The organism is Anaeromyxobacter sp. K (genome assembly GCF_000020805.1).
In the GTDB taxonomy this organism is placed as follows: domain Bacteria; phylum Myxococcota; class Myxococcia; order Myxococcales; family Anaeromyxobacteraceae; genus Anaeromyxobacter; species Anaeromyxobacter dehalogenans.
The window spans coordinates 3942032-3967511 of record NC_011145.1 but is presented as its reverse complement, the minus strand read 5'-3'; the positions used below and the strand labels follow the sequence as shown (position 1 = coordinate 3967511).

General features: G+C 76.2%; 25 protein-coding genes. 7 read left to right on the top strand and 18 right to left on the bottom strand.

Annotation, left to right across the window (positions count from 1 at the left end):
• Nucleotides 1–27: 27 nt before the first annotated feature.
• The 5 genes from ANAEK_RS17655 to ANAEK_RS17635 are packed head-to-tail and all read right to left on the bottom strand — an operon-like array spanning nucleotide 28 to nucleotide 4517.
• A complete protein-coding gene (locus ANAEK_RS17655) occupies nucleotides 28–492 on the bottom strand; it encodes a hypothetical protein (RefSeq protein WP_012527488.1) in 465 nt (154 codons plus the stop codon).
• 48 nt (nucleotides 493–540) lie between these two features.
• Complete coding sequence (locus tag ANAEK_RS17650; protein ID WP_012527487.1) at nucleotides 541–1698, bottom strand: homogentisate 1,2-dioxygenase; 1158 nt, start codon at nucleotides 1696–1698, stop codon at nucleotides 541–543.
• A gap of 4 nt (nucleotides 1699–1702) precedes the next feature.
• Nucleotides 1703–2884, bottom strand: coding sequence for a 4-hydroxyphenylpyruvate dioxygenase family protein (locus tag ANAEK_RS17645; protein ID WP_012527486.1), 1182 nt, complete (start codon nucleotides 2882–2884; stop codon nucleotides 1703–1705).
• Nucleotides 2881–3543: a maleylacetoacetate isomerase gene (gene maiA / locus ANAEK_RS17640; protein WP_012527485.1), complete on the bottom strand. Its 663-nt coding sequence runs from the start codon at nucleotides 3541–3543 to the stop codon at nucleotides 2881–2883. The genes ANAEK_RS17645 and maiA overlap by 4 nt, the downstream gene beginning before the upstream one ends.
• Nucleotides 3540–4517, bottom strand: a complete 978-nt coding sequence (locus ANAEK_RS17635) for a fumarylacetoacetate hydrolase family protein (protein WP_012527484.1) — start codon at nucleotides 4515–4517, stop codon at nucleotides 3540–3542. The genes maiA and ANAEK_RS17635 overlap by 4 nt, the downstream gene beginning before the upstream one ends.
• Before the next feature lie 133 nt (nucleotides 4518–4650).
• On the opposite strand from ANAEK_RS17635, the gene ANAEK_RS17630 reads away from it, so the two are divergent.
• A complete protein-coding gene (locus ANAEK_RS17630; protein WP_012527483.1) occupies nucleotides 4651–5817 on the top strand; it encodes a GNAT family N-acetyltransferase in 1167 nt (388 codons plus the stop codon).
• Between the two features lie 84 nt (nucleotides 5818–5901).
• On the opposite strand, the gene ANAEK_RS17625 is transcribed toward ANAEK_RS17630, so the two are convergent.
• The 6 genes from ANAEK_RS17625 to ANAEK_RS17600 form a co-directional block, all read right to left on the bottom strand.
• Entirely contained in the window at nucleotides 5902–6672 is a 771-nt protein-coding gene (locus ANAEK_RS17625) for a class I SAM-dependent methyltransferase (protein ID WP_012527482.1), read from the bottom strand.
• 85 nt (nucleotides 6673–6757) lie between these two features.
• The gene (locus tag ANAEK_RS17620; protein ID WP_012527481.1) at nucleotides 6758–7996 is read right to left on the bottom strand and encodes a hypothetical protein; all 1239 of its coding nucleotides are present in this window, start codon (nucleotides 7994–7996) and stop codon (nucleotides 6758–6760) included.
• Between the two features lie 9 nt (nucleotides 7997–8005).
• Nucleotides 8006–9289 (bottom strand): hypothetical protein, encoded by a 1284-nt coding sequence (locus ANAEK_RS17615; RefSeq protein WP_012527480.1) that lies wholly within the window; start codon nucleotides 9287–9289, stop codon nucleotides 8006–8008.
• Nucleotides 9290–9321: 32 nt separating this feature from the next.
• Nucleotides 9322–11238: a tetratricopeptide repeat protein gene (locus ANAEK_RS17610; RefSeq protein WP_012527479.1), complete on the bottom strand. Its 1917-nt coding sequence runs from the start codon at nucleotides 11236–11238 to the stop codon at nucleotides 9322–9324.
• Nucleotides 11235–12152 (bottom strand): sugar-transfer associated ATP-grasp domain-containing protein, encoded by a 918-nt coding sequence (locus ANAEK_RS17605; protein ID WP_012527478.1) that lies wholly within the window; start codon nucleotides 12150–12152, stop codon nucleotides 11235–11237. The genes ANAEK_RS17610 and ANAEK_RS17605 overlap by 4 nt, the downstream gene beginning before the upstream one ends.
• The gene (locus ANAEK_RS17600) at nucleotides 12149–13720 is read right to left on the bottom strand and encodes a 7TM domain-containing protein (RefSeq protein WP_012527477.1); all 1572 of its coding nucleotides are present in this window, start codon (nucleotides 13718–13720) and stop codon (nucleotides 12149–12151) included. The genes ANAEK_RS17605 and ANAEK_RS17600 overlap by 4 nt, the downstream gene beginning before the upstream one ends.
• 227 nt (nucleotides 13721–13947) lie before the next feature.
• Between ANAEK_RS17600 and ANAEK_RS17595 the strand changes: the two genes are divergently transcribed.
• A complete protein-coding gene (locus ANAEK_RS17595; RefSeq protein ID WP_041454262.1) occupies nucleotides 13948–14319 on the top strand; it encodes a peptide chain release factor-like protein in 372 nt (123 codons plus the stop codon).
• A gap of 9 nt (nucleotides 14320–14328) precedes the next feature.
• Here the strand turns inward: ANAEK_RS17595 and ANAEK_RS17590 are convergent, their stop codons facing one another.
• Nucleotides 14329–14715, bottom strand: coding sequence for a hypothetical protein (locus ANAEK_RS17590; protein WP_012527475.1), 387 nt, complete (start codon nucleotides 14713–14715; stop codon nucleotides 14329–14331).
• A gap of 294 nt (nucleotides 14716–15009) precedes the next feature.
• Nucleotides 15010–15135 carry a hypothetical protein gene (locus ANAEK_RS23550; RefSeq protein WP_255344368.1) on the bottom strand — a complete coding sequence of 42 codons (126 nt, stop codon included), beginning with the start codon at nucleotides 15133–15135 and terminating at the stop codon, nucleotides 15010–15012.
• 96 nt (nucleotides 15136–15231) lie between these two features.
• Here ANAEK_RS23550 and ANAEK_RS17585 point away from each other — a divergent pair, with 96 nt between their 5' ends.
• On the top strand, nucleotides 15232–15837 hold the full coding sequence (locus ANAEK_RS17585) for a DUF488 family protein (RefSeq protein WP_232288263.1): 606 nt from the start codon (nucleotides 15232–15234) through the stop codon (nucleotides 15835–15837).
• On the opposite strand, the gene ANAEK_RS17580 is transcribed toward ANAEK_RS17585, so the two are convergent.
• Nucleotides 15797–16066 carry a hypothetical protein gene (locus tag ANAEK_RS17580; RefSeq protein ID WP_011422456.1) on the bottom strand — a complete coding sequence of 90 codons (270 nt, stop codon included), beginning with the start codon at nucleotides 16064–16066 and terminating at the stop codon, nucleotides 15797–15799. The two genes, ANAEK_RS17585 and ANAEK_RS17580, sit on opposite strands and share 41 nt — an antisense overlap.
• 108 nt (nucleotides 16067–16174) lie before the next feature.
• On the opposite strand from ANAEK_RS17580, the gene ANAEK_RS17575 reads away from it, so the two are divergent.
• Nucleotides 16175–16936, top strand: coding sequence for a hypothetical protein (locus ANAEK_RS17575; protein ID WP_012527473.1), 762 nt, complete (start codon nucleotides 16175–16177; stop codon nucleotides 16934–16936).
• A 13-nt stretch (nucleotides 16937–16949) separates the two neighbouring features.
• Here the strand turns inward: ANAEK_RS17575 and ANAEK_RS17570 are convergent, their stop codons facing one another.
• Entirely contained in the window at nucleotides 16950–19535 is a 2586-nt protein-coding gene (locus tag ANAEK_RS17570; protein WP_012527472.1) for an RNA helicase, read from the bottom strand.
• Between the two features lie 148 nt (nucleotides 19536–19683).
• On the opposite strand from ANAEK_RS17570, the gene ANAEK_RS17565 reads away from it, so the two are divergent.
• Entirely contained in the window at nucleotides 19684–20472 is a 789-nt protein-coding gene (locus ANAEK_RS17565; RefSeq protein ID WP_012527471.1) for a DUF481 domain-containing protein, read from the top strand.
• 186 nt (nucleotides 20473–20658) lie between these two features.
• On the opposite strand, the gene ANAEK_RS17560 is transcribed toward ANAEK_RS17565, so the two are convergent.
• Nucleotides 20659–22113 carry a putative Na+/H+ antiporter gene (locus ANAEK_RS17560; RefSeq protein WP_232288455.1) on the bottom strand — a complete coding sequence of 485 codons (1455 nt, stop codon included), beginning with the start codon at nucleotides 22111–22113 and terminating at the stop codon, nucleotides 20659–20661.
• A gap of 189 nt (nucleotides 22114–22302) precedes the next feature.
• Between ANAEK_RS17560 and ANAEK_RS17555 the strand changes: the two genes are divergently transcribed.
• Both ANAEK_RS17555 and ANAEK_RS17550 read left to right on the top strand, forming a co-directional pair.
• Nucleotides 22303–23079, top strand: a complete 777-nt coding sequence (locus ANAEK_RS17555) for a methyl-accepting chemotaxis protein (RefSeq protein WP_012527469.1) — start codon at nucleotides 22303–22305, stop codon at nucleotides 23077–23079.
• Between the two features lie 78 nt (nucleotides 23080–23157).
• Nucleotides 23158–24240, top strand: a complete 1083-nt coding sequence (locus ANAEK_RS17550; protein WP_012527468.1) for a methyl-accepting chemotaxis protein — start codon at nucleotides 23158–23160, stop codon at nucleotides 24238–24240.
• Between the two features lie 17 nt (nucleotides 24241–24257).
• Here the strand turns inward: ANAEK_RS17550 and ANAEK_RS17545 are convergent, their stop codons facing one another.
• Both ANAEK_RS17545 and yfcF read right to left on the bottom strand, forming a co-directional pair.
• Nucleotides 24258–24719: a pyridoxamine 5'-phosphate oxidase family protein gene (locus ANAEK_RS17545; protein ID WP_012527467.1), complete on the bottom strand. Its 462-nt coding sequence runs from the start codon at nucleotides 24717–24719 to the stop codon at nucleotides 24258–24260.
• Between the two features lie 74 nt (nucleotides 24720–24793).
• Nucleotides 24794–25435 (bottom strand): glutathione transferase, encoded by a 642-nt coding sequence (gene yfcF, locus ANAEK_RS17540; protein WP_012527466.1) that lies wholly within the window; start codon nucleotides 25433–25435, stop codon nucleotides 24794–24796.
• Nucleotides 25436–25480: the final 45 nt, after the last annotated feature.

Sequence of the window (25480 nt, the reverse complement as noted above, 5' to 3'; positions counted from 1 at the left end):
CGGCCGCGGGCGGGCGCGCGCCGCCGGTCAGCCGCGCAGCGCGCCGTCCCAGGCGCGCGCCAGGTACGCGTCGATCCCGCCGCCGCCGGGCGTGAGCACGGTCTCGAGGTAGGCGTCGCGCTCCGCGGCCACGATCGCCAGATCCCACACGCAGAGCGACTCGCCCTCGCGCGCCGGCCGCCAGCCGGCGTCGTCGCCCACGATCACGCGCAGCGGCAGCTCGCGCTCGCGGTCCCACCACGCGATCGTGACCCGGTCCAGCTCCGGGAGCTGGTGCTCGAGGACGAGCCCCACGCCCGGCCGGTCGTGCTGCACCGCCGGCTCGGGGAGCGCCGACAGCGCCAGGCCGCGGCCGCTCCGGAAGCGCTCCTCCGCGAACGGCTCCCCGGCCTCGACCGACGCGTAGCGCTTCAGGCGGAAGCCGAGGTGCTCGACGAGGCCGCGGTAGCGGGTGACCGGCGGCGTGGGCGGGCGGGCGACGCGGAAGGGCATGGCGGGGCACCATAGCGGATGCGCGCCGCCGGGGGGAGGGGCGCCGCGTCAGCCGACGAAGCTCTCCTGGTAGCCGGGGTCCTCGATGCCGAGCGCGATCGCCGTGGGCTGCAGCGGCAGGTAGCAGTCGAGCATCACCGCCAGCTCGTTCGTGCTGCGCGTGCCGATCGACGCCTCGTAGGCGCCGGGGTGGGGGCCGTGCATGGTGCCGGCGGGGTGGTGGGAGATCGAGCCCGGGCCGACGCCGCGGCGGCTGGTGAACTCCCCCCGCACGTAGAACAGGATCTCGTCCACGTCCACCGAGGCGTGCGGGTACGGGCAGGGCACGGCCTCCGGGTGGAAGTCGGTCATCCGCGGCACGAACGAGCAGACCAGCGCGCCGCGCGCCGCGAAGGTGCCGTGCCACGTCGGCGGCAGGTGCACCAGCCCGGCCCGCGGCTGGAAGTTCAGGATGGGGAAGGCGAACGGGTAGAGCGCGCCGTCCCAGCCGACGACGTCGAGCGGCGACGCGTCGTAGCGGAACCCGTGGAACGCCCCGGCCCGCTTCACCACCAGCTCGCGGAGGCCCTCGTCCACCGGGCCCTTCAGCTCCACCCGCCGGAAGTCGCGGTGGGAGTAGGGGGCGTCCATGCGGAGCTGGCCGGTCTCGTTCCGCCACTGCGCCGGCAGGTGCATGCCGCCGGGGAACTCGAGCGACAGCCAGCGCTGCGGCCCGGCGTCGGGCACGAACCGGTGCAGCAGGCCCCTCGGCACGTAGACGTAGTCGTGCTGCCCGAAGCGCAGGTCGCCCATGGGCGAGCGCAGCAGGCCGCCGCCCTCCGCGACGAAGTAGAGGTCGTCGCCGTCGCCGTTCGCGAAGTAGACCGGGTCCTCGGAGGTGGGCGTCACCAGGCCGACCACCACGTCGGCGTTGAACAGGAGCGGGCGCCGCGCGTCCACCGGCGGCCCGCCGCGCGCCGCGAGGTCCTGGGTGCGGTAGTGGCGCTTCAGCAGCGCCCGCGCCGGCGCGGGCTGCGGCAGCGGGAAGCCGTTCCGGGCCTGGGCGGCGTGGACCGCGTGCGGCCGGTTGCGGTGGTAGAGCAGGGCGTACGGACCGTCGAAGCCGGCGCGGGTGTACGCCTCCTCGTGGAGGAGCCGGCCCTCCGCGTCGCGGAACGCGAGGTGGTGCTTGCGCGGCACCTCTCCCTGGACGATCCGGTCGAGCATCCGCTCAGGCCCGCCCTTCCTTCACCTGCTCGCGCTCGATGGACTCGAACAGCGCGCGGAAGTTGCCCGCGCCGAAGCCCTGGTCGCCCTTGCGCTGGATGATCTCGAAGAAGAACGGCCCGGCGTCGGGCTCGTGGTACAGGCCGGCCGCGTCGCGCAGGAAGATCTGCAGCAGGTAGGAGTGGTCGCCGGCGCCGTCCACCAGGATCTCGAGCTCCTGCAGCACGCGCGGGTCCTCGTCGATCCGGCCGATGCCGGTGCTGCGGATCCGCTCCGGCAGCGCCTCGTAGTACGTCGCCGGGGTGGGCATGAACTCCACGCCGCGGCCGCGCAGGCCGCGCACCGAGGAGAGGATGTCCTGCACCGTCAGCGCCGCGTGCTGCACGCCGTCGCCGCGGTGGTCCTCGTTGAAGACGTTGATCTGCGAGGACTTGAACGCGGGGCGCCACGGCTCGTTGTTCGCGAACTTCACGCCGGAGCGCGGCTCGCGCATCACCACCGAGCGCAGGCCCGAGCCCTTCTGCGCCTCGAGCGCGGCCCGGCGCGCGCCGGCCGCGTCCTTGGTGTGGAACTCGACCTCCCAGAACTCCTCCATGCCCATGACGTGCTCCATCCACAGGAGCGCCGGCTTCATGGTCTGGAAGTTGTTGGTGAGGTGGTCCACGTGGCCGAAGCCGAACGCGTTGCGCCCGCCCTCCGGCGCGGCGAGCGGCTCGATGCCCGGGTAGACGGCGCGGTAGCCGCGGCGCTCCACGAAGCGGAAGGTGGTGTCGCCGAGCGGGGTGGTGATGTTGAACGTGCGCAGCGTCCCCCCGTCGTCGCGGTGCTCCTGCACGTCGGTGATGGGCGTCGCCCCGCGCTCCTCCAGCAGCCGGAAGCAGCGGTCCGCGTCCTCCACCTGGAACACCACCGTGCCCACGCCGTCGGGGTGCTTGCGCAGCCAGCGCCAGGCGCGGCCGCCCTCGCCCACCGGCTCCGAGCACACCACCCGGACGTCGCCCGCCTCGAACACCGCCGAGCGCTGCCGGCCCTCCCGCTCCAGCGCGGGCGCGCTGCGGGCCACCTCCGCGAAGTCCATCTTCTGCGTGTAGAAGCGGCGGCTGCGCTCGAGGTCGTGCACGTAGTAGTGCAGCCCCTCGATGCGGACGATGCCGAGCGGCTCGAGCTGCGTCTTCTGCGAGGTCATGGGGTCCTCCGGTCGGGCGGCGGCGCGTCGGGCTGGCGGTCGGGGTGGGCGGCCTGGAACGGCGCGAGCGCCGCGCAGGCCTCGTCCACGCGGCGCAGCGTGGGGTAGGGCTCGAGGTCGAGCCCGAAGCGGCGCGCGTTGTAGAGCTGGGGCACGAGGTAGCAGTCGGCGAGGGTGGGCGCGTCGCCGTGCGAGAAGCGGCCGGCGCCGTCCCGGACCGCGGTCTCCAGGGCCGCGAGCCCGCGCGCGATGAAGAACCGGGCCCACTCGCGGTCCCACCCCGGCACCTTCTCGCGCAGCATCCGCAGCACGAGCGCGTTCTGCATCGGCTGCGTCCCGGAGTTCACGTGCTCGGCGAGCGCGCGCACACGGGCGCGGCCCCACAGGTCGGGCGGCAGCAGGGCCGGCTCGGGGTGGCGCTCCTCCAGCCACTCCAGGATGGCCATGGACTGCACCAGCAGGTGCGTCCGCCCGTCCTCCTCCACCTCCAGCACCGGCACCTGCGACATGGGGTTCCGGGCCTGGTGCGGCGCCTGGAACTGCTCCTGCGCGAGCAGGTCCACGGCGCGATACTCGTACGCGAGGCCCTTCAGCGCGAGGCCGAGGCGCACGCGCCAGGCGGAGGAGGAGCGCCAGTAGGAGTAGAGGCGGAGGGTCATGGCGCGCGCACCCGCTGCGAGATGGTGCCGAACACGTTCCGGCCCTCGCCGTCGCGGACCTCGATCCCGACGGTGTCGCCGGCGGCGAGGAAGCGCGTGCGCGGCGCGCCGCCGTCGATCATCTCGAGGGCGCGCTGCTCGGCGATGCAGGACCAGCCGCGGGCGCGATCGGCGTTCGAGACGGTGCCGCTCCCGAGGATCGTGCCCGCGGTGAACCCGCGGGTCCGGGCCACGTGCTCTAGGAGCTGGAAGAAGGAGAAGTGCATCTCCGGGCCGGCGTCCACCGTGCCCACCACCTGGCCGTTCCACCGCACCGTCATGCGCAGGTGCAGCCGGCCGTCGCGCCAGGCCGGGCCGACCTCGTCCGGCGTGACCGCGAACGGCGAGAACGCGGTGGCGGGCTTCGACTGGAAGAAGCCGAAGCCCTTCGCGAGCTCGCCCGGCACGAGGTTGCGCAGCGTGACGTCGTTCGCGAGGCAGAGCAGCCGGACGTGGCGGCCCGCGTCGGCGGCGCGGGTGCCGCGGGGCACGTCGCCGAGGATGCAGCAGACCTCGCCCTCGAGGTCGAGGCCCCAGGCCGGATCCGGGAGCGGGAGGTCGTCGGTGGGCCCGAGGAGGACGCCCGAGCCGCCCTGGTACACGAGCGGGTCGGTCTCGAGCGTGGGGGGCGGCTCGGCGCCGCGCGCCTTGCGCACCAGGCGCACGTGGTTGAGGTACGCGGAGCCGTCCACCCACTCGTAGGCCCGCGGCAGCGGCGAGTGGAGCGCGCGCGGATCGAGCGGGACGCCGGCGGCGCGCCCCGCGTCCAGCGACTCGGCGAGGGCCCGGAGCTTCGGCTCCGCCTCCTCCCACCGGTCGAGCGCGTCCTGCAACGTCCTCGCGGCGGGGCCGGCGTCGAGGAGGGCCTCGCCATCCCGGCGGACCACCATGAGCCGCCCATCGCGGCTGCCGTCACGTAGCGTCGCGAAGCGCATTATGGGTGCAACCTAGTAATGGGCGGCTCGACGGGTTGCGACCCGAGGATCGGGGCGCGGGCGGGCCCTGTCGGGGCGAACCGCGGGGCGTGGCGCATTGCGCCGTCGGCGCCGCGGCGGCTATGAACGGTCGGTGTCTGGCCTGACCCTGTCCGTCCACGGCTCCATCTCCGAGCTCCGCCCCGAGGACTGGGACGCGCTCCTCGAGCACGAGCCCGAGCGCGCCAGCCCGTTCGCCCGCCACGCGTTCCTGGCCGCGTGCGAGGAGAGCGGCTGCGCGACCCCTCGGACCGGCTGGGCGCCGCGGCACCTGGTGGCCCGGCGCGACGGCCGGATGGTGGCGGCCGCGTTCGCGTACGTGCGCGAGAGCTCGGACGGCGACTTCGGGCGCGACTGGGAGTGGGCGGCGGCGGCGGCGCGGGCGCGCCTCCCCTGGTACCCGAAGCTCGTCCTCGGGGTGCCGTTCACGCCCGCCACCGGGCGCCGCTTCCTGGTGGCCGCCGGCGAGGACCGCGCCGCCCTGGTGCGGGCCCTGCTGGAGCGGGCGCGGCGGCTCTGCGCGGAGGAGGGGCTCCACGGGCTCCACGTGCTGTTCCCGGGCGCGGACGAGGCGCGCGAGCTGGAGGAGGCCGGCCTCGCGCTCCGCGTGGACTTCCAGTACCACTGGCGCAACGCCGGATACGCCGACCCGGAGGCGTTCCTGGCGGCGTTTCCCTCCAAGCGCCGGAACGCCATCCGCCGCGAGAAGGCCGCGCCGGAGCGCCAGGGGATCGCGATCCGCACCGTGCGCGGCGACGAGCTGTCGCGGGATCCGGAGGGCTGGGCGCGCGACTGCTTCGCGCTGCACCGCGCCTCCACCGACCAGATGGCCTGGGGCATGCGCTTCGTGAACCGCGCGTTCTACGCGCGCGTGTTCGGCGGGCTGCCGGACGCGGTCGAGGTGGTCGAGGCGCGGCGGGAGGGGCGGCTGGTGGGGATGGCGTTCAACCTGGCCAGCGCCGAGGCGCTCTACGGCCGCTACTGGGGCTGCGTCGAGCAGCACCCGTTCCTGCACTTCAACGTGGCGCTGTACCACTCGATCGACGAGTGCATCCGCCGCGGCGTGCGCCGCTTCGAGGGGGGCGCGGGCGGCGAGCACAAGCTGGCCCGCGGCTTCGAGCCGGCCGAGACCTGGAGCGCGCACCTGCTGCTCGATCGCCGGCTGGACGCGCCCATCCGGCGCCACCTCGAGCTGGAGCGACCGCAGCGGCTGGAGGCGGTGGCGCGCTGGCGCGAGGAGCACCCGCGCCTGGGCGGGTGACCCCTCGAACCCGGCCGCTCATCCCGAGCCTCCGCTCATCGCGCGCGCAGCGCGGCCACCGGGCCGCGCGGAGTCGAGGGACGCTCAGGGCGAGCGGGGATCACGGGCCCACGCCAGCGTGATCTCGCGCCGCCAGGCGGCGCCGCCGTGCCCCGCGGCGAGGGCGCGGGCGTCCGCCAGCAGCGCCTCGAGCGCCGCCGGGCCGAGCGCCGGGCCCACGTAGGAGAGCGAGCGCAGCACCGCGTCGAGCGCGTCGGGCTCGAGCCGAACCTCGTCCTCGAACGGCTCGACCGCGGGGGCGGGGAGCCCGGCCACCGAGAAGAACAGCCCCACCGGCGGCGGGCGCGGGCGGGCCTTGAAGTTCGCCTGCGCGATGCGCTCCCCGAGCGCGCGGAGGAACGGCGTGTCCGCGAGGCGCGGCGTGACCACCGCCAGCGCGCCGCCCGGCGCGAGCAGGCGCGCGGCCTCGCGAGCGCCGCGGTCCGGGTCGATCCAGTGGAGCGCGTCGGCGATGACCACGAGCGCGAACGCGCCCGCCGCGAGGCCGGTCTGCTCGGCGGCGGCGTGCACCGGCTCGACGGCCGGGCCGGCCGGCGCCGGCGCGGCCGCGAGCGCGTCCAGCATGGCGCGGGCGGGCTCGACCGCCGAGACGCGCAGGCCGCGGGCGGCGAGCGCGCAGGCGAGGTGCCCGGTGCCGGCGCCGAGGTCCGCCACCCGCGCGCCGGGCGCGCCGGCGAGCGCCGCCAGCCGGTCCGTCAGCGACGCCGGGTAGCCGGGCCGGACGGCATAGTCCTCCGCCAGGCGGTTGAACACCCAGCGGCGCGGATCGTCGGGGGAGGCGCCTCGCCGGGACACGCCGGCCACGGTACCACGGGGAACGGGCGGGGCCGCGCGGCAAGGCCCGGGGGGAGGCCCGGACCGCGCGGCCCGCCTCCGGGCGCTACAGCCGCCACTCCACGCCCGCGATGGCGCGGACGTTCTCGTAGTCGAACCGGATGTCGTAGCCGGCGTCGGTGGCCGGGTCGGGCACGTAGTCCGGGTAGTTCGTGTCGCGCTTCACCCACTCCGCCTCGGCGACCGCGGACACGGCCGGCGTGAGCGCGTAGCGCGCGCCGGCGCGGAGCGCCACCCGGCGGTCGTACCGGCGGGAGCCGGAGTCGAGGCGGGCGGGGCTGGTGCCGTTCGCGCCGTACTCGAGCAGCCACGCCTCCACCCGGCCCTCCAGCGTGAGCCGGCCGGTCGCCGTCCAGTCCAGGTCGAGGCGGGGGTGCTGGCCGGAGTACGAGTAGTAGCCCTGGAACGGATCGTCCTGCACCACGTAGCCCCAGCGCAGCGAGGCGTCCAGCTGGCCACCGAGCCGCTTCAGCTCCACCTCCACCGACGGCTCCAGCTTGCTCAGCTTCTGGTCGGGGTTGGTGTAGCCGCTCGTCCCGCCGGTCCCGGCGTTGCGGGCCAGCAGGTCGAGGTCGTGACGGTGGGTGTAGTCGAGCCGGAACGCGGCCGCCCAGGACTCGCCGCCGAGGTAGCGCCAGGAGAGGTCCACCTGGTGCTGGACGTTGTCGCGGGGCGTGAGGTGCATCGGGTTCACGTCCGGCTGGAAGGCCGCCTCGCCCCGGTACGCGTACGAGACGTAGCGGTAGTGGAGCCGCAGGTGGCTGCGCGGCAGCGGGCGCGCCCAGAGCTGGCCGCCGACGTGCCACGCGAGGTAGCCGAACCGGTCGGTGGAGGCGAGCGCGCCGCCCGGCGCGCGCTGGTACAGGTCGGGCCAGCCGGGCCGGTACGCCCCGGACACGCCGACCTCGGGTCCAGCGCGGAAGCTGCGGGTGAGGCGGCGCTCCGCGGTCAGGTCCAGCGCGCCGGTGGTCTCGGACAGGTCCGCGCCGAACGTCTGGCGGTGCGCGAGCCGGAGGGGGACGCCGACGGTCCAGTCGCCGCCGCGCCACTCGGGCGCGAGCGCGCCCTCCACGATGCCGAGGCCGCCGGAGTCGCGCCGCACGCCCATGCCGTCGAACGCGCCGGCGTAGGCGCCGAGGCGGGCGTCGAGGGTCCAGCCGGACGCGTCGCGGCGGGCGGCGCGGCGGGTGCGGGGGGCGTCGGTCCCGTCCGGCGCGTCGGGGGCCGGGGCGGCGCCCTGGGCGGCGAGGACGAGGCCGGCGGCGAGCGAGAGGAGCAGGTTCATGGCTTCACCTCAGGGGCAGGCGCAGCCGGCGGCGGACAGCGCCGACGCGGCGAGCGCGGGGTAGGTGCTGGCGGCGAAGGCCGGGTCGCTCGCGACCAGCGTGGAGAGCGCGCCGGACGCGGCGCAGGCGCTCGCCGGCGACGCGTCGCCCGGGCGCAGGGCGGAGCAGTACGGGCCGGGCGCGGGCCAGGCCAGGTACGCCTTCAGCACGTGGTAGAGCGCGTTGTCGCGCCAGCTGCTCGCGCCGGCGATCACCGCGTGGAAGTCCGCCGAGGCCGCGCCCAGCTCGGGCGCCGGGTCGGCGGCGTAGACCGCGAGCGACTGGTGCGCGCGTCCGCGCCAGTACTGCGCCGCGTCGCGGTAGAAGCTGCCCGGGATCCCGAGGACCTGGCCGAACGCCGCGACGGCGGCGTCGAGCGAGGCGGTCCGGAGCGCCTGCCAGCCGGCGGCGGTCGAGTCGGACGGCTCCTCGAAGTGGCTGCGGCCCAGGTAGTAGCGGGCGTTGTCGAAGTAGCTGGAGGCGGCGGGGACCGCGGCGAGCTCCGCCTCGGCGCGGTCGAAGCTCGCCACCGCGGCGGCCTGCTCCGGCGTGCCGTCCGCCGGCGCGACCGCGCCGGTCTCGAGCGGGTGGACGGCGAGGTAGCCGAGCTCGTAGTCGGCGCGGCCCAGGTAGTAGGCGGCGTTGTCGGCCCAGGTGCCGGCGGCGCTGGCCTGCCGGGAGCGCCGGAACTCGTCCCACGCGGCCGCGTAGCCGGCCTGCACCGCGGCGGTGGAGGCGCCGGCCGACGCCTGCGCGATGGCCGCGAGCTGGAAGCGGGCGCGCCCCTCGAAGTAGGCGACCGCGTCCAGCAGCGGCGACGCGGGGAACGCCGCCTCGGCGGCGTCGAGCCGGTCGCGCGCGTCGGCGAAGTCGGCGGGGTCCGCGGAGAGCGTCCCCACCTCGTAGCTGCAGCGACCGTCGAGGTAGGCCGCGTTGTCGAGCCGGATGGACTGCGGGAACTCCACCGGGAGGCGCCGCAGGTCCGCCTGCGCCAGGCGGTACTCGGCGATGGCGTCCGCCGCCTTCGCGGCGGCGACCGCCGGATCGGTGGCGGCGCGGGAGGCGGCGGCCAGCGCGTTGGCGGCGTCGTAGTGGCCGAGCGCGGAGATGAGCAGCGCGTCGCCGGGGCGGGACGCGTCGAGCGGCACGCCGCCGGGGCCGCTGGCGCCACCCCCTCCGCCTCCGCCGCAGGCGGCGGTGGCGAGCAGGGCGGCGACGGCGAGGCGGGCGGCGAGTGCGGCGGGGCGTGGCATCGGGGCTCCGGGGGAACGCGGGGGAGGGAGGCTCAGCGGGCGGCGGCGCGCGGGGCGAGGGTGGTGCAGCGCGCGAGGAGCGGCGCCACGGCGGCATCCTTCGGCGCCTCGGCGAGCAGCGCCCGCGCGCGGGCCTCGCACCCGGCGCGGTCGCCCTCGCGGGCGGCGATCTCGGCGAGCGCGGCGCGGGCCGGGACGTCGCCGGGCACGAGGTCGAGCAGCTCCTCGAAGCGGGCCCGGGCCTCGGCGACGCGGCCGGAGGCGAGCTCCAGCTCGGCCGTCCTGCGCCGCGACGGCACGTGGTCCGGGTCGATGGAGGCCGCCTGGCGGAACGCGTCGCCCGCCTGGCGCGGGTCGCCGGCGTCGAGCAGCGCCAGGCCGAGGTCGTACCAGGCGGTGGCCGACCGCGGCGAGCGGGCCAGCACGCGGCGGTAGGCGGCGATGGCCTCGGCGGTGCGCCCGGCGCGCGCGGCGGTGACGCCCAGCGACAGCTCGGCGGCGTCGTAGCCGGGGCGCGCCTCCAGCGCGCGGCGGAGCGAGGCGACGGCCTCGTCGAGGCGGCGCGCGTCGGACTGGAGCTGGCCGAGCGCGAGCCAGCCCGGCGCGTGCCGCGGATCGAGCTCCACCGCCCGGCGGTAGGCGGCCTCCGCCGCCGCGGCGTCGCCGGCGGCCTCCTCCAGCTTGCCCAGGTTGACGAGCGCGGCGCCGTAGCCGGGTCGCAGCTCCAGCGCCCGCTGGTACGCGGCGCGGGCCGCGGCGAGGTCGCCCTCGCCCTTCTCCAGCACGCCCAGGTTCAGCCAGGCCTCCGGGTACTCGCCCTTCGCGACCTCGATGGCCCGCCGGTAGGCGCGGCGCGCGTCGGCCGGGCGGCCGTCGCGGTCCGCCACCAGGGCGGCGAGGAAGTGGTGCTCCGCCACCTCCGGCCCGTCGGCCACCAGCCGGTCGGCCTCGTGCCGGGCCCGCGCGAAGTCGCGGGCCGCGAGCGCGAGGCGCAGCACGCGGCGCCGCGCGTAGCGGTTCGAGGGGTCGAGGCGGAGCGCGCGCTCGTAGGCCTCGGCCGCGCCGGCGTCGTCGCCGGTGCGCTCGCGGGCGCGCCCGAGCGCGGCGTGCACCGCCGGCACGTCGGGCGCGAGATCGGCGGCGCGCGCCAGCACCGACAGCGCGCGCTCGGCGTCGCCGGCGTCGCCGCCGAGCCAGGCGCGGGCCACGCCCAGGCGGATCTCGACCCGCGCCGGCGCGTACAGCACCGCCTGCTCGAAGGCGCGGCCCGCCTCGGCGCGGCGGCCGGCCGCGAGGTGCGCGGCCCCGAGCGCCACCAGCGCCCGCGCGCGCTCCTCGTTGGAGCCCGCCGCGGCGGCGGGCTCGAGCAGCGCCACCGCCTCGGCGATCGCGCCGCGCCGGCGCAGCAGCGTCCCGAGCGCGATGCGGACCGCGCCCGACGAGGGCCGCTGGGCCAGCGCGCGGCGGAGGTCCCGCTCGGCGCCTTCGCGATCGCCCAGGCGGGCCCGGGCCAGCCCGAGGCGGAGCGCCGTGGCCGGCTCCGGGTGGAGCTGGTCGGCGCGGGCGAGGTGCGGCAGCGCGCGCTCCGGCTGGCCGGCGGCGAGCAGCCACGCGCCCAGCTCCGCCTCGAGCGCGGGGGCGTCGGGGCGATCGCGCAGCGCCTGCTCGTAAAGCGGGATCGCGTCCGCGTAGAGCGCCCGGCGCGCCGCGGTGCGGGCGCGGGCGTGCGCCTCGGAGACCGGCGGCGCCTCCGGTCCGTCGGGCGCGTCGCCGGAGGCCTCCTCGTCCTCGCCGGCGGGGACCGCCTCGTCGGCCACCGCGATGCGGAGCGGCTCGTTGCCGCGCCGGCCGGCCCAGGCCTCCAGCGCGAGCGCGCCCGCCACCAGGGCGGCGAGCCCGAGCAGCATCGGCCAGAGCCGGTCCAGCGCCAGGCGATCACCGGGGCTCACGCCGCCCTCCCGTCGAGCGCGGCCGCCAGCGCGGGCCCCAGCCCGCGGCCGTTCACGTTCTGGATCTCCAGTCCGGGCCGCGCGTTGATCTCGAGGACCAGCGGGCGCGCCCCGGCGTCCACCACCACGTCCACCCCCAGGTAGCCGAGCGGCACCGCCGCGGCGGCGCGGCGCGCGACGTCCAGCACCGCCGGCCAGGCCGGGACCTCCAGCCCGAGCAGCGGCGCGCCGGACTCGGGGTGGCGCTCCACCGCGCGGCCGCGGTGGAGGGCGCGGAAGGTCCGGCCGGTGGCGAGGTCCACCGCGATGCCGAGCCCGCCCTGGTGCAGGTTCGCGCGCCCGCCGGACTCGGCGGTGGGGACGCGGATCATCGCCATCACCGGCGACGTCCGGAGCGTGATGACGCGCAGGTCGCACAGGCCGTCGCCCCACAGGCCGGCGAACAGCGGGTGCGGCGCCACGCGGCGCTCCACGAACGCGCGGTCCTCGAGCTGGCTGGAGTGGACCCCGAACACCACGTCGGCGAGGTGGCGCCCGAGCCTGCCCGGCGAGAGCGGCTCGCCGCCGGCCCTCCGCCAGCTGCCGGCCGAAGCGTCCCACTCGCCGACCACCAGGATGCCGCCGCCCCCGGCGCCGTTCGCGGGCTTCACCACGAACTGCGAGCGCCCGCGCAGCGCCTCCACCACGCCGGGCACGGCGTACAGCCCCTCGCACACCGCCAGCGTCTCCGGCGCCGGCACGCCGGCGGCCTGGAACCGCTCCTTCGCGAGCAGCTTGTCGTCGGCGAGCGGGTAGTGGCGCCGCGCGTTGTTCGGGTAGACCAGCGCCAGGTTGCGCCGGTTGATCCCGTACACCTCGGCGCGCCGGGCCACCACGCCCCGGACCCGCGCGGCCGCCCGCGACAGCGCGCTCACGCCGCGCCCCCGAGCAGCCCGCGGAAGCGGCGGTACTCGCTGAGCCGCATCCCCACCCAGCGCCCCAGGTACACGTTCGCCGCCACCACCAGCAGCAGCACCTCGGGGAAGCCGATCACCAGCACCTGCAGCGCCAGCGAGCTCATCACCGCGTGGCACGCCAGCATCACCACCAGCGTCCCGGCCAGCTCCTTGCCGGCGGCGCGCGCCCCGTGCTCGGTGAGCGACAGGTAGAAGCGCTCGGCGCAGATGGCGAGCACGGCGATCGGGAACATGGTGACGCGGGTGAGCTGCGCGATGCCGGCGCGCTCCGCGATCATCGAGGTGGTGAGCAGCGTCAGCACCACCGCCGCCAGCAGGATCGCGAGCGTGGGCGAGTGGAGCAGCTCGAGCCGGGTGAGCCCCCAGCGCACCGCCGCGACCGCCGCCACCACCAGCAGCACCGCCAGCACGCCGTACCCGGCGCCGGTCTCGCCCGCCGAGGCGGCGAGCAGCGCCGGCAGGAAGGTGCCGAACGTCGGCATCCCCACCACGTTCCGGAACAGCACCACCAGCAGCGCGCCCACCGGCAGCATCAGCACGGTGCGGAGCAGCGCGAACGGGAGCCGCAGGCGGTCGAACAGCCCCCACACGTCGAACAGCGTGAACGTCGCCTTCGCCTGCGGCGACGGCACCAGCGCGCCGTGCGTCTCGAAGCGGTAGTCGAAGTTCACGTCGGCGGTGTGGCGGAACAGCGCCTCGTCGCCGACGTAGAGCGTGAGGTAGCGCTCGGGCAGCTCGGCGAAGTGGCCGTTCGTCGGGCAGAACGGCACCCAGTGCCCGGCCACCCAGGCCTCCACCCACTGGTGCGAGGTCCGCTTCGCGCCGGGCTCGAGGATGAGGCCACCCACCAGCCGCGCCGGGATCCCGCCCGCGCGGGCCAGCGCCACGAACAGCCGGCTCTTGCCGTTGCAGCTCGACTCGCCCAGGCGCAGCGCGGTGAGCGCGTCGGTGGTCCCCTTGAACGGCCGCGGCTGCAGCGAGGCGGCCAGCGCGTGGATGCGCCGGAGCCGCTCCACCACGCCGCCCTGATCGGCGCCGATGCGCTGCAGCGTGGCGCGGATCTCCGGCGCGTCCACCTGGATGTCCTTCTCCGGCCGGAGCCAGGCGGCCGCCGAGGGTGGGTAGGCGGCGGGCACCTCGAGCCCGGCGGGCAGGTCGTAGGACACGCGGCGCGGGAGCACCTTGAACGCGTGGCGGATGCGCGCGCCGTTGGGCACGTCGGCGCCGCTCCAGGTGGCCACCCGGTTCGGCCCATCCATCGACTGCGAGAGGTGCAGGCCGGAGGTCTGGTCGCGCTCCTCGGAGATGGTCTGGTGCGCGTCGCTCGACGGCAGGAAGCTGCGGACGCGCACGTCGCCGCCGTGGCCGTCGAGCTCGAGCGCGTAGGTGACCTCGTACTGGCGCACCGGCAGGATGTCCGCGAGCCGGTAGCCGAGCGCGCGCACCTTGTACGCCATCAGGCCGGCGGTGCCGAGGACGAGCGCGAGGACGGTGAGGCCGAGCCTGTGCGGGTGGGGGAGCGCCATGGTGGTGTGACGACTCGACCCGGCGGCCGGCCGATCGGCCACTCGCCGAGCGCGTCCGTCTCGGGGCGTGGGGCGCTCCCGCGGTGGCGGGTGCGGGGATGTCGCGGCGGGTGGCATCGCCCTCGCGGCGCTGGCCGCGCGCCCGGAGCCGGTGTAGCAATGCGCATGCAGGCAAGCCGCCCACGCGTGCCCGCGCCGAGCCGAGGCTGCGGATGGAGCGCCCGGAGATGACCGTCCCCGAGGCGCTGCGGGCCGAGGCCCGCCGGGCGCTCGCGCTCTCCGACGAGGCGCTGCTCGCCGAGTGCGACGAGAGCTTCTTCGTGGGCGGCGGGCCCGGCGGCCAGCACCGCAACAAGACCGAGAGCGGCGTGCGGCTGGTGCACCGGCCCACCGCCATCACGGTGACCGCCACCGAGCGGCGCAGCCAGCTTCAGAACCGCGGCGCCGCGCTGGAGCGGCTGCGCGCGCGCCTCCAGCCGCTCGCGCACCGGCCCAAGCCGCGCCGGCCCACCAAGCCGACGCGCGGCGCGAAGGAGCGGCGCCTCTCCGAGAAGAAGCGGCGCGGCGAGCGGAAGGCCTCGCGGCGCGGGTGGGAGTGAGGCGCCGCGCTACCAGCGCCCGGTGACGGGCGGAGGCGCGCGCTGCGCCTCGAGCTGCGACGCGAGCGGGACCAGCTCGGCGAGGCCGGCGCGGACCAGCCGGTCGAGCGCGGCCCGCACCTCGGCGCCGGGGATCCCGGCGTCCTCGAGCGCGCGGCCCAGGTCGGAGAGCCCGCGCGGCTTGCCCTTCAGCTCGCCCAGCAGCACGCCGTCACCCGGCTCCACCGCGCGCGGCGAGGCCCAGCCGGCCAGCGCCGTGTCCAGCACCGCACGCCCGGCGCCACGCGCGTCGAGCACCGCCGCGCGGTACGCCTCCTCGGCGTCGCGCCCGGCGAGCGACAGCGTGAACTTCTGCCCGCGCGCCCAGCGCGGACCTTCCCGAGGCTTCGGTTGCATGGTCGGAGGACGGGTATCGGCCCTCGGGCCGGTCCTTGTCAACCGCAAGGGCTGGGAAGCGTCAAGCGCCGCCGCGCCCCGGGGCCGCCGACCTCAGCAGGCGCCGCCCTCCCAGGCCGCGTTCCAGGCGACCAGGCCCTCGCGCCCGAACACCTTCTGCACCTCGATGCGGAGCCCCGGGATGAGGTGCTTCTGGCGGTGCTCCGCGAGGAAGGTGATCCCGTCCTGCTCGATGAGCGCGTCGCGCTCGGGGTCGGCCGACTCGTCCAGAGTCAGTTGGTAGCTGATGCCACCTCAACCATGGCCGACGTGGATGCGCACGTAGCGGCTGTGCGGGTCGCGGGAGAGGTGCTCGAGGAGCGCGGTGCGCGCTGCGTCGGTCACCTCGATCGTGGGAGTCGTCTCGGTGGAGGCACTCATGGTGGGGTGGGAGCCGGGACCGGGCGGAAGGGTTCCGGCCGGGACGCGGCCGCCGGGGCCGTGCGCCGGCGCCGCCGCGGCGGCATGCAACCGTCCGTGGCCTCACGGGGATCGGCCGGGTCGGCGGACGCGCCGCGCCGCAGGGCGGCGCCGGGCTGGGGCGGGCTTCGCGTGCTCGCGCTCGGGCACTCCACCCGGCCCATCGAGGCGTTCCTCGACCTGCTGCGCTCGGTCGGCGCCGTCACCGTGGCCGACATCCGGACCATCCCGCGCTCGCGCGCGAACCCGCAGTACGAGGGGCCCGGGCTCCGGGCCGCGCTCGCGGCGGCCGGGATCGGCTACGCGCACCTCCCGCGGCTCGGCGGCCTGCGCCACGCGCGGCGCGACTCGCCGAACGGCGCCTGGCGCAACGCCAGCTTCCGCGGCTACGCCGACTACATGGGCACGCCGGAGTTCGAGGAGGGGCTGCTGGAGCTGCGCGAGCTGGCGCGCCGCGGGCCGGTGGCGCTGGTCTGCGCCGAGGCGGTGCCCTGGCGCTGCCACCGCTCGCTGGTGGCCGACGCGCTCCTGGCGCGCGGCGTGGTGGTGGAGCACGTCACCGGCCCCGGGCGGACGCGCCCGCACCGGCTCACGCCCTTCGCGCGGGTGGAGGGGCGGCGCGTCACGTACCCTGCGGACGGGCCCGCCGCTGCCGCACCGTGATGGCCACCCCCGCGATCGCGCTCGCCAGGATGAGCGCGTTCGTCACCACGAACACCCAGTTGCCGACGAGCAGGCTGTAGAGGGTGAACCCGGCCGACGCGGTGGTCTGCCCTGCGAACAGCCAGCGCGACACGCCCGCGCCGGTGCCCTCCCGCCACTGCTTGTGCACCTGCCGGGCGAGCGTGGCGAGCAGCACCGCGGAGCTGAGCCAGCCGAGGAGCTCGGTCACGCCGGATCACGGTGGCCCCGGTGCGCCGCGCGGGCACGCCGCGGTTGCCTTCCGCCCGTCCAGCCACGACACTGGCGGCCGCCCCGCCGTCCGACCCGGAGGTCTCCCGTGCCCACCGCAGCGCTCGCGCTCGCCGCGCTCGTCCTCGCCGCCGCCCCCTCCCTGCCTGCCGCCGGCGCGCCCGCCGCCCCGGCCGGCGCGCGGCCGGACGCCGAGGCGCGGGCGGAGGGCCGGGCGGGGGTCCACGCGCTGGTGGAGCGCTGCGTGGCGGCGTACGGCGGGAAGAAGGCGGTGGTCCGGCTCGCCCGCCTCCGCGAGGAGGGCACCGTCACCTCGCTGCTGCACCCCGGGCAGCCCGGGCGCATCACCCGCGTCTACCAGCGCTCGGGCAAGCTGCGGGTCGAGATCGCGTTCCCCGGCGCGCCGGTGGAGGTGCGGGTGCTGGACGGCGGCCGCGGCTGGCGCTTCGGCGAGGAGGTGGGCGGCCCGTTCCTCATGTCGATGATCCTGCAGGCCTCCCGCCTCGACCTGCCGGCGCTGCTCGCCGCCTGGGAGAACAAGCTCGAGGACCGCGGGGCGTGGGAGGTGGACGGGGCGACGCTGCGCGTCCTGGCGCTGGAGGTCGCGCCGGGCGTGGTGGTGGAGGCCGGCATCGACCCGGCCACCGGCCGGATCCTCCGCTCGCGCGGCGCCTCGCGCGGCGGCGGGCCGGTCGAGTTCGTCACCACCTACTCGGACTTCCGCGCCGTGGACGGCGTGCTGGTGGCGTTCCGCGAGGGCAACTGGGCGAACGGCCAGACCACCGGCGAGACCGTGCTCGAGAAGGTGGAGCTGCCGGCCCGGATCGATCCGGCGGCGTTCCAGCCCTAGCCCGCGCGACGCCCTAGGTGCCGACGCGGACCAGCGCGAGCAGCGGCTGGTCGGGATCGCGGGGCGGCTCGGTGAGGTCGATCTCGCAGGTGACGGCCCAGTCCACCTCGCCGGCCTCGTCCACGATCCGCTGCACCGCCTCCCACCGCCGCGGCCCCAGCTCCTTCACGAAGGTGTTGTGCGGCCGGCGCGCGGCGGGGGTCACGTCGATGCGCGGGTGCGCCTCCCAGTAGGGCGCCATGGCCGCCTCCAGCGTGGCCGGCGTCCACTCCGCGCCGGGCGCGAGCGCCGCCACCGCCGCGGCGTGGTCCTTCCGCGCGAGCGCCACGAGCAGCGCGTGCAGCTCGTTGCGGATCCGGGCCGCGAACGCGCGCGGGTCGGCCCAGACCGGCGGCGGACCGAGCGTGCCGGCCACGGCCGCGCGGGCGTCCACCGCCACGGCCTGGTACGACGGGTCGCGCATGCGCTCCCACTCGTCGATGAGCGAGGAGTCCACCCCGCGCACGGTCGCGCGCAGGAACGCGATCACGTCGAGGAGCGCGTCGTCGCGGTAGGTCTCCGGGACGGTCTGGACCAGCGTCTTGTACGTCTCCGACAGGTAGCGCAGCACCACGCCCTCGGAGCGCTGCAGCTCGTACTCGCGCACGTAGTCCGCGAACGTCATGAACCGCTCGACCATCTCGCGCGCCACCGACTTCGGGCGGATGTTCTCGGCGCCGACCCACGGGTGCTTCGCGGCGAACTCGTTGAAGGTGGCGTAGACGAAGTCGCGGTTCGGCTTCGGGTACTCGACCTTCTCCAGCTCGGCCATGCGCTCGTCGTACTCCATGCCGCGCGCCTTCATCTCGGCGACGGCCTCGCCGCGGGCGCGGTCGAGCTGCTTCCAGAGGATGACGTCCGGGTCCTCCAGGATCGACTCCACCATGGAGAGGACGTCGAGCGCGTAGGTCTCGCGCTCGCGCGGGATGGCGGGCAGCGTGTCGAGCAGGTACAGCGCGAGCGTGTGGAACAGCGAGAAGTCGCGCTGCAGGCCGGGCGCGGGGCGCAGGTAGGCGCCGCGGTAGCCCTCGATCCGCCGCACCTCCACCAGGCCGGCCGCGCGGAGCGTCCGGAAGCGCTGGGCCGCGGCGCGCCGGTGGCGCGCGCGCACGTAGCCGTTGCCGTGGGAGCGGGCGATGATCTCGACGAGCCGCCCGTAGCCGCCGCCCCGCCGCGTGGTCTCGCTCTGCAGCAGGTTCACGAGCAGGCCGAACGTCGGCTCGAACCGGCTCTCCAGCGGCTCGGGCTCCTTCTCCTGCAGCCGCTGGAACGTGTTCCGGTCGAAGTGCACGTAGCCCTTGGTGGGCGGCTGCTTCTTGACGACCTTCTTCCCGGCCGCGGCCTTCTCCGCGAGCTTCTTGTTCTCGACCACGTGCTCGGGCGCCTGCGCCACGACGTAGCCGCGCTCGTCGAAGCCCTTCCGGCCGGCGCGCCCGGAGATCTGGTGGAAGTCGCGCGAGGTCAGGATGGCGGTCTTCGTCCCGTCGAACTTGCAGAGCTGGGTGAACAGCACCGTGCGTATGGGGATGTTGACGCCCATGCCCAGCGTGTCGGTCCCGGAGACCACCTTCAGCAGCCCGCCCTGCGCGAGCTTCTCGACGAGCAGCCGGTACCGGGGGAGCAGGCCGGCGTGGTGCAGCCCGATCCCGTGGCGCAGGAAGCGCTGCAGGTCCTTGCCGTAGGGCGAGTCGAAGCGGGCCCCGGCCAGCGCCTCGGCGATGCGCGCCTTCTCCTCCTTCGAGGAGAAGTTCGCGCTCATGAGGTTCTGCGCCTGCTCGGCGGCGGCGCGCTGGGTGAAGTTCACGAGGTAGATGGGCGCCCGGCTCGACGAGACCAGCTCCTCGATGGTCTCGTGCAGCGGCGTCTCGCGCCACTCGTGCTCGAGCGGCACCGGCCGCGCCGCGTTCCGGACCGCGGCCACCTCCCGGCCCGTCACCTCGCGCAGCGAGGCCTCGATGGCGCGCGTGTCGCCGAGCGTGGCGGACATGAGCAGGAAGCGGGCCCGCTCCAGCACCAGCAGCGGCACCTGCCAGGCCACGCCGCGCTCGCGGTCGCCGTAGTAGTGGAACTCGTCCATCACCACCGCGTCCACCGACGACTCCGCCTCGCGGACCGCCAGGTTCATCAGGATCTCGGCGGTGCAGCAGACGATGGGCGCGTCGCGGTTCACCGCGCCGTCGCCGGTCATCATGCCCACGTTCTCGGGGCCGAACAGCCGGCACAGGTCGAAGAACTTCTCGTTGACGAGCGCCTTGATCGGGCAGGTGTAGAAGGACCGCTGCCCGGCGGCCATGGCCTGGAAGTGGAGGAACGTCGCCACCAGCGACTTGCCCGAGCCGGTCGGGGTCGAGAGCACCAGGTGGTTGCCGTCCAGGAGCGCCAGGATGCCCTCCTCCTGGTGCGGGTAGAGCTCGAGCCCGGTGGACGCGACCCAGGACACGAAGCGATCGAGCACCGCGTCGGGCGCGAGCGGCGGCGCGCCCTCGGGCGGGAGCAGCGCGGCGAGCGGGGCGCGCAGGGGCTCGGAGCCGGACGCGGGCGAGGGGCTGGGCGTGGACATGCGTCGGCCTTCGTACCGCGTGCGCGCCCGCGGCGCCAGCCGCGCGGGCGTCGCGAACGGTCGCGCGGTCTCGCGGTGCGCCGCGGCGCTGCGACCGGTTGCCCGGACCGCCGCCCGCCGGGTATCACGGTGCGACGAGGAGGAACGCATGAGGCTGACACCGTGGGTGGCGCTGCTCGCGCCGGCGCTGGCCGTCGCGGACGCGCCGGCGAAGCCGGGGCCGGAGTGGTCGGGCGTGGTGGGCGCGGGGGTGATCGTCCTCACCGGCAACGCCGAGACCACGACGATGAACGGCGCGGCGAGCGCGCAGCGCGAGGCGGGCGGGTGGATCCTGGCCGGGAAGGCGACCGGCGTGTACGGGCGGACGCGCCCGGCCAGCCGCGACGAGCCGGCGCAGACCGTGGCGCTCGGCGCCACCGGCCAGCTCCGTGCCGACCGCAAGGTGGCCGAGCACGTCACCGTCTTCGCGCTGGGCGGCGCGGAGACCGACCACGTGGCCAGCCTGGAGTACCGGGCGTACGGCGAGGGCGGCGCCGGCTGGCTGTGGCTGGACCGGAAGCCGGACGCCGGGGGCGAGCTGTTCCTCCGCACCGACCTGGGCGTGCGCTACACGTACGACGCGCGCTGGCAGTACTACGCGACGGACGTCGCGCCCGAGGGCGACCTGCCCGACGTCGAGGCGGTGGCGCCGCGCGCCGGCCTCGCGTTCCGCTACGGCTTCTCCGAGCAGGTGAAGCTGGTGCAGGAGGCCGAGGTGCTCGCGAACGTCACCGACGGCGAGCGCTGGCAGGCGCGGTCGCTCACGAAGCTCACCAGCCGCCTGTTCGAGGCGGTGAGCTTCGGCGTGTCGTACCAGGTGGCCTACGACTCGGCGCCGGCGCCGGGCAAGGTGCGCACCGACACCGCGCTGGGCGCCACGCTCGAGGTCGGGTTCTGAGCGGCCGTCCGTGATCCGCGATCGCCCGCGGGGTCGCGGCGCACGCGGTCGTTCAGACGGGGCTGCGCCCCGCCCCACGGAGCGGAGCTCCGCGGGGCCGCGCCTTGCTCGCCGGGTCCCGTGCACCGCCGCGGGCGGCGCCGCGGCGGTCGCGGCGGCGCCCCGGCGGGCTCGCCTCGCTCGCCGCTAGAGCCACAGGAAGCAGGCGAGCACGACGGCGGTGGGCGCGAGCGCCGCGGCCGCGAGCGAGGCGGGCTTCACGCCGTCCGGGAAGTAGCGCGCCAGCGCGGCCTGGCCGGCCGGGTTGGGCGCGTTCGCGATCACGGTGAGGCCGCCGCCCGCGACCGCGCCGGCCACCACCGCGTAGCGCGCCGCCGCGTCGAACGTCGGCACCAGCGAGGCCAGGTAGGTGATGGCGGCGTTGTCGTTGAACGCGGTCAGGCCCGCCGCGCCGAACAGCAGCGAGAGCGGGTCGAGGCGCCCCAGCACCGGCGCGATCCACCACTGCTGCAGCGCCCCGTGCACCACCAGGCCGGCCAGGAAGAAGCCGACCAGGATGGGCGCGCGCAGGTCGAGCGGCTGCTGGTGCGGGGCGGTGGCGGTGTGGAACGCCATGAAGAACAGGAACAGCCCCACGAACACCGGCGGCGTGTGCGCCGCCTTCACGACCAGCGCGAGCAGGAGGAGGTGCGCCACCACGATCCAGGCCGGGGATCGCGGGGCGGGCTCGTCCGGCCGCGCCCCCGCGTCGCGCGCGGCGGCCTGGGCCTCGGCGCGGGCCGCGAGCGCCTGCAGGTCCTTCCGGAACACCGCCGCGTAGAGCAGGTTGGAGACGGCGATGGCGACCGCCGCCTTCCAGCCGAAGTTCGCGAGCATGTGCGGCGTGTCCCAGCCGAAGCGGCCCGCGACCATCAGCACCGGCGGCGCGGCGAAGTGCGTCAGCGTCCCGCCCACCGAGACGTTCACGAACAGCAGGCCCAGCGTGGCGTAGCGGAGCCGGCGGGTGGGATCGAGGTCGAGCACGCGCCGGCCGAGCAGGAGCGCGCAGATGATCATGGCGGCGGGCTCGGTGATGAGCGAGCCGAGCAGCGGGCCGAGCGTGAGCGTCGAGAGCCACCACGCGAACGGGGTCCCGCCGCCGAGCTGCGCGACCCGCCCCATCAGCGCCTCGGCGAACGACAGCACCGGCCGGGTGGAGGAGAGGGCCATCACCACCACCACGAACAGCGGCTCGGTGAAGTTCACGCCGCCGAGGAACGCCTCGGCCGTCCTCGAGCCCTTCGCGACGGTGATGGCGATCATGAGCGGCAGCACCCAGATCCCGAACACCGCCTCGACCTCGCCCAGGAAGTGGAGCACCTCCACCTTGCCGCTGTGCGCGCCGGGACCCTGGGCCGCCTCCACCCGCTCGCGCAGCCGGTGCGAGGCGGCGAGGAACCGCGGGGCCAGGAACGTGTGGACGATGGCGAGCAGGAACAGCGCCGTCGCGACCGCGTTGAGCGGCTCGGCCTGCGCGCGGTGGAGCAGCACCCCCCACAGCGACAGCCCCTCCTCGCCCGTGTAGCTGTCCAGCGGCGGCGGGAAGGGGGCCCCGGCCGGCGGGGCGGCGGTGGCCGCGAGCGCGGCGAGGACGGCGGGCATGTTCACGTCGAGTGCTCCTCCGGACGGGGTCGCGAGGAGCGGAGCCTACCACCCGGGGCGCCGCGCCGCGCCCGGGATCGGCCGCCGCACCCCCGCCGCGGCGCGCGCACCGCGGTGGTGGCGGCCGGGCCGCCGCGGGGGCAGAATCCCCGCGTCCCGCGGCGGCGAGGTGGAGGCGAGGTGGAGCGGATGGAGCGGAAGTTCCGGTACGACTGGTACGGTGCGCTGGCGGGCGTGGGCCTGCCGCTGGTCGCCACGGTGATCGAGGCGCTGACGCACCTGGGGAGCCTGGCGCCGGGGGCGCTGCTGCGCGCGCACCTCGGGCAGCCGCTCCTGTGGATCATGGACACCACCCCGTTCGTGCTGGGCGGCCTCGGACGGGTGATCGTCCGCCAGCACGAGGAGCTGGTCCGGCAGAGCGACGAGCTGGTGCTCCGGAGCCGCGAGATCGTGCGGCTCGAGCAGGGGCGCCGCGAGAGCTTCGAGCGGACCGCGTCGGAGCTGGCCCACGCCGCGCAGGCGCTGCTGGCCGACGTCCGGGACATCACGCGCACCACCACCGAGACCGCGGCGTCGGTCCGCGCCACCACCACCGCCATCAACCAGCTCTCGCAGACCGCCTCCTCGGCGGCGCTCACCGCCGAGGCCGTGATCGGCCTGGCGCTGCGCTCGGAGCGCGCCGGCGAGGAGGGGCTGCGGCAGGCGGAGGCGCCGGGCGTCGAGCTGCGCGGGCTCGTCGAGGAGGTGCGCGGGCTCTCCGCCACGCTGCACGAGTCGGCGCGCGCGGCCCGGGAGATCGCGCGGGTGGCGCAGCAGCAGGAGGGCGGCATCGAGCTGGCCCTCAAGGCCATGAACCAGATCGCGCTCGCGACCGACGAGACCGTGACGTCCACGCAGCACGTGGCGCGCGAGGCGCGCGAGCTGGAGGCGCTGGCCGCGTCGCTGCGGGCCGCCACCCGCGGCTAGGCCGCCGGGCGGCGCGGCGATCTGGCGGGCGCCTCCCGCCTGGTGCACAATCGCGCGGATCCGGGAGGGATTCCGCCGATGCGCACCCGCAGCCACGCCACCACCTATGCCCTGTGGGGCGCGCTGTTCGGCGTCCTGTTCCCCGTCGCCGGCACGGTGGTCGAGGCGGCCAGCCGGCCCGAGTACGGGCTCAGCGCCGCCGGGATGGTCCGCGCCATCGGCGGCACCCCGCTGCTCTGGATCATCTTCACCGCGCCGTTCTTCCTGGGCGTGCTCGCGAGCTTCGCCGGCCAGCGGCAGGACCAGCTCGTCGCCATCGAGTCGGTGCGCCGCGACGGCTTCCTGAAGACCGCCTCCGAGCTGTTCACCGCCGCGCAGTCGCTGCTCTCGACCGTCTCGTCCTTCTCGTCCATGACGGCCGAGACCGCCGCCTCGGTGCGGGAGACCACCGCCACCATGGGCCAGCTCGGCCAGACCGCCACCCGCGCGGCGCTCACCGCCGAGACGGTGATCGGCCTGGCGCGCCAGGGCGAGCGCGCCTCCTCCGACGGGCTGCAGGCGGTGGAGACGGGCATCGGCGAGCTGGCGAAGCTGGCGGACGAGGTGCGCGGGCTCTCGCAGCGCATCGAGGCGCTGAACGGGCGCATGCGCGACGTGTTCGAGATCTCGTCGGTGGTCGGGTTCGTGGCCGAGCGCTCGCAGCGGCTCGCCGATCAGGCCGGGCAGGTGGCGCAGCGGGCCGGCGCGGGCGCCGACGGGTTCCGCGAGGTCGCCGGCGAGATGCGGCAGCACGCCGAGGACGCGAAGCGCGCCTCGGGCCAGGTGCGCGCCATCCTGGCCGAGGTGCACAAGGCGATGCTGGCCGCCATGACCGCTGCCGAGGTGGGGATCCGGCGCGCCGAGCAGGGGGCGCAGGTGGCGAGCGGCACCGGGGACACCATCCGGCGCCTCGCCTCGGCGCTGCGCGACTCGTCGCAGGCCGCGCAGGAGATCGCGGCGGTGGCGCAGCAGCAGGACCACGGGATCGACCAGGTGCTGAAGGCGATGAACGAGATCTACCTGGCCACCCAGGAGACCATGAGCACCACGCACGCCGTGGCGACCGAGGCCAAGGCGCTCAACGACCTCGCGTCCGGGCTGAAGCGGGCCGTCGAGGCGTAGCCGCGCGGCCGACGCCGCTAGCCGCCCTTGCCGCGGGCGGGCGCGCGCTTGCGCGGCGGCGCGGTGAACAGCACCTGCAGCCGTCCGGTCGTGCCGTCGTGCCGCTCGACGTGCTCCGGGATCACGCGCAGCAGCGCCACCTCGCGCGGATCCGGGCCGGCCGGGAACCAGCGCGTCCACGAGGGATCCCACAGCTCGGTCATGAGCTTGCGGTCGCGGATCACCTCGCCGGCGCCCGACACGGTGACGGTGGTGCCGTCCTGCGGGTCGAAGAAGACGAGCGCGCAGCGCGGGTCGTGCTCGAGGTCGCGGCACTTGGTCGAGTCCGGCGCGGTGGCGAACCAGATCTCCTCCCCGCGCACCTCGTGGCGCATGGCCATGGGTCGGCAGCGCAGGTGCCCGTCCTCGCCACGGGTGGCGAGCAGGGCGGTGCGGAAGCGGGCGAGCAGGGTGGCGGTGGCGCGGGGATCGTCGGACATGGAGGCCCTCCCGCCGCCCATGGTGCCACGGCGGGCGGGCGGCGGGGAGGGCGAAGCCGGGGCCGGGGCCCCCGCTACCGGTCGCGCCAGGCGGTCTGCTTCAGCCACTCGCGCACGGACGGGCGCTGGAACACCCGCTGCGCGTAGACCGCGAGCCGCTCCGGACAGGGGTCGCCGTTGTGGACCAGCCGCTGCAGCAGCAGCGCGAGGTCCGCGTCCGCGATGGTGAACTCGCCGGCCACGTGCTCCGCGCCGGGCGCCAGGAACCGGCCGGCCACCGCCACGAGCCGCTCGGCCGCGGCCCGGCCGGCGGGGGTGAGCGGCTTCGCCGCCGCGCCCTCGAACAGCGTCGCCGTGGAGCGCTCCATCCTCACCTCGAGGACGTCGCTGCGCACGAACGCCTGCACCATGCGGACGCGGGCGCGCTGCCGCGGGTCGGCGGGGTAGAGCCGCGCATGGGCGGGCGGGGGGAAGACCTCCTCCAGGTACTCGTCGATGGCGGAGGACTCCGCCACCCAGAAGTCGCCGTGGCGGAGCGCCGGGACGCGCCCGGTGGAGGAGGGCTCGGTGTACTCGGGCCGGCGGTGCTGCCCCGCCTGCAGGTCGAGCACCTCCATGCGGAAGGGGAGCCCCTTCTCCTTCAGCGTGACGAAGGCGGAGAAGACGTAGGGGCTGGTCCAGCCCTTGTTGCCGTACAGGACGAGGTCGTCGGTCATGCCGCGCTGTGTATGCGCCGCCGGGCCGGGTCGCAAGCCCGCCTG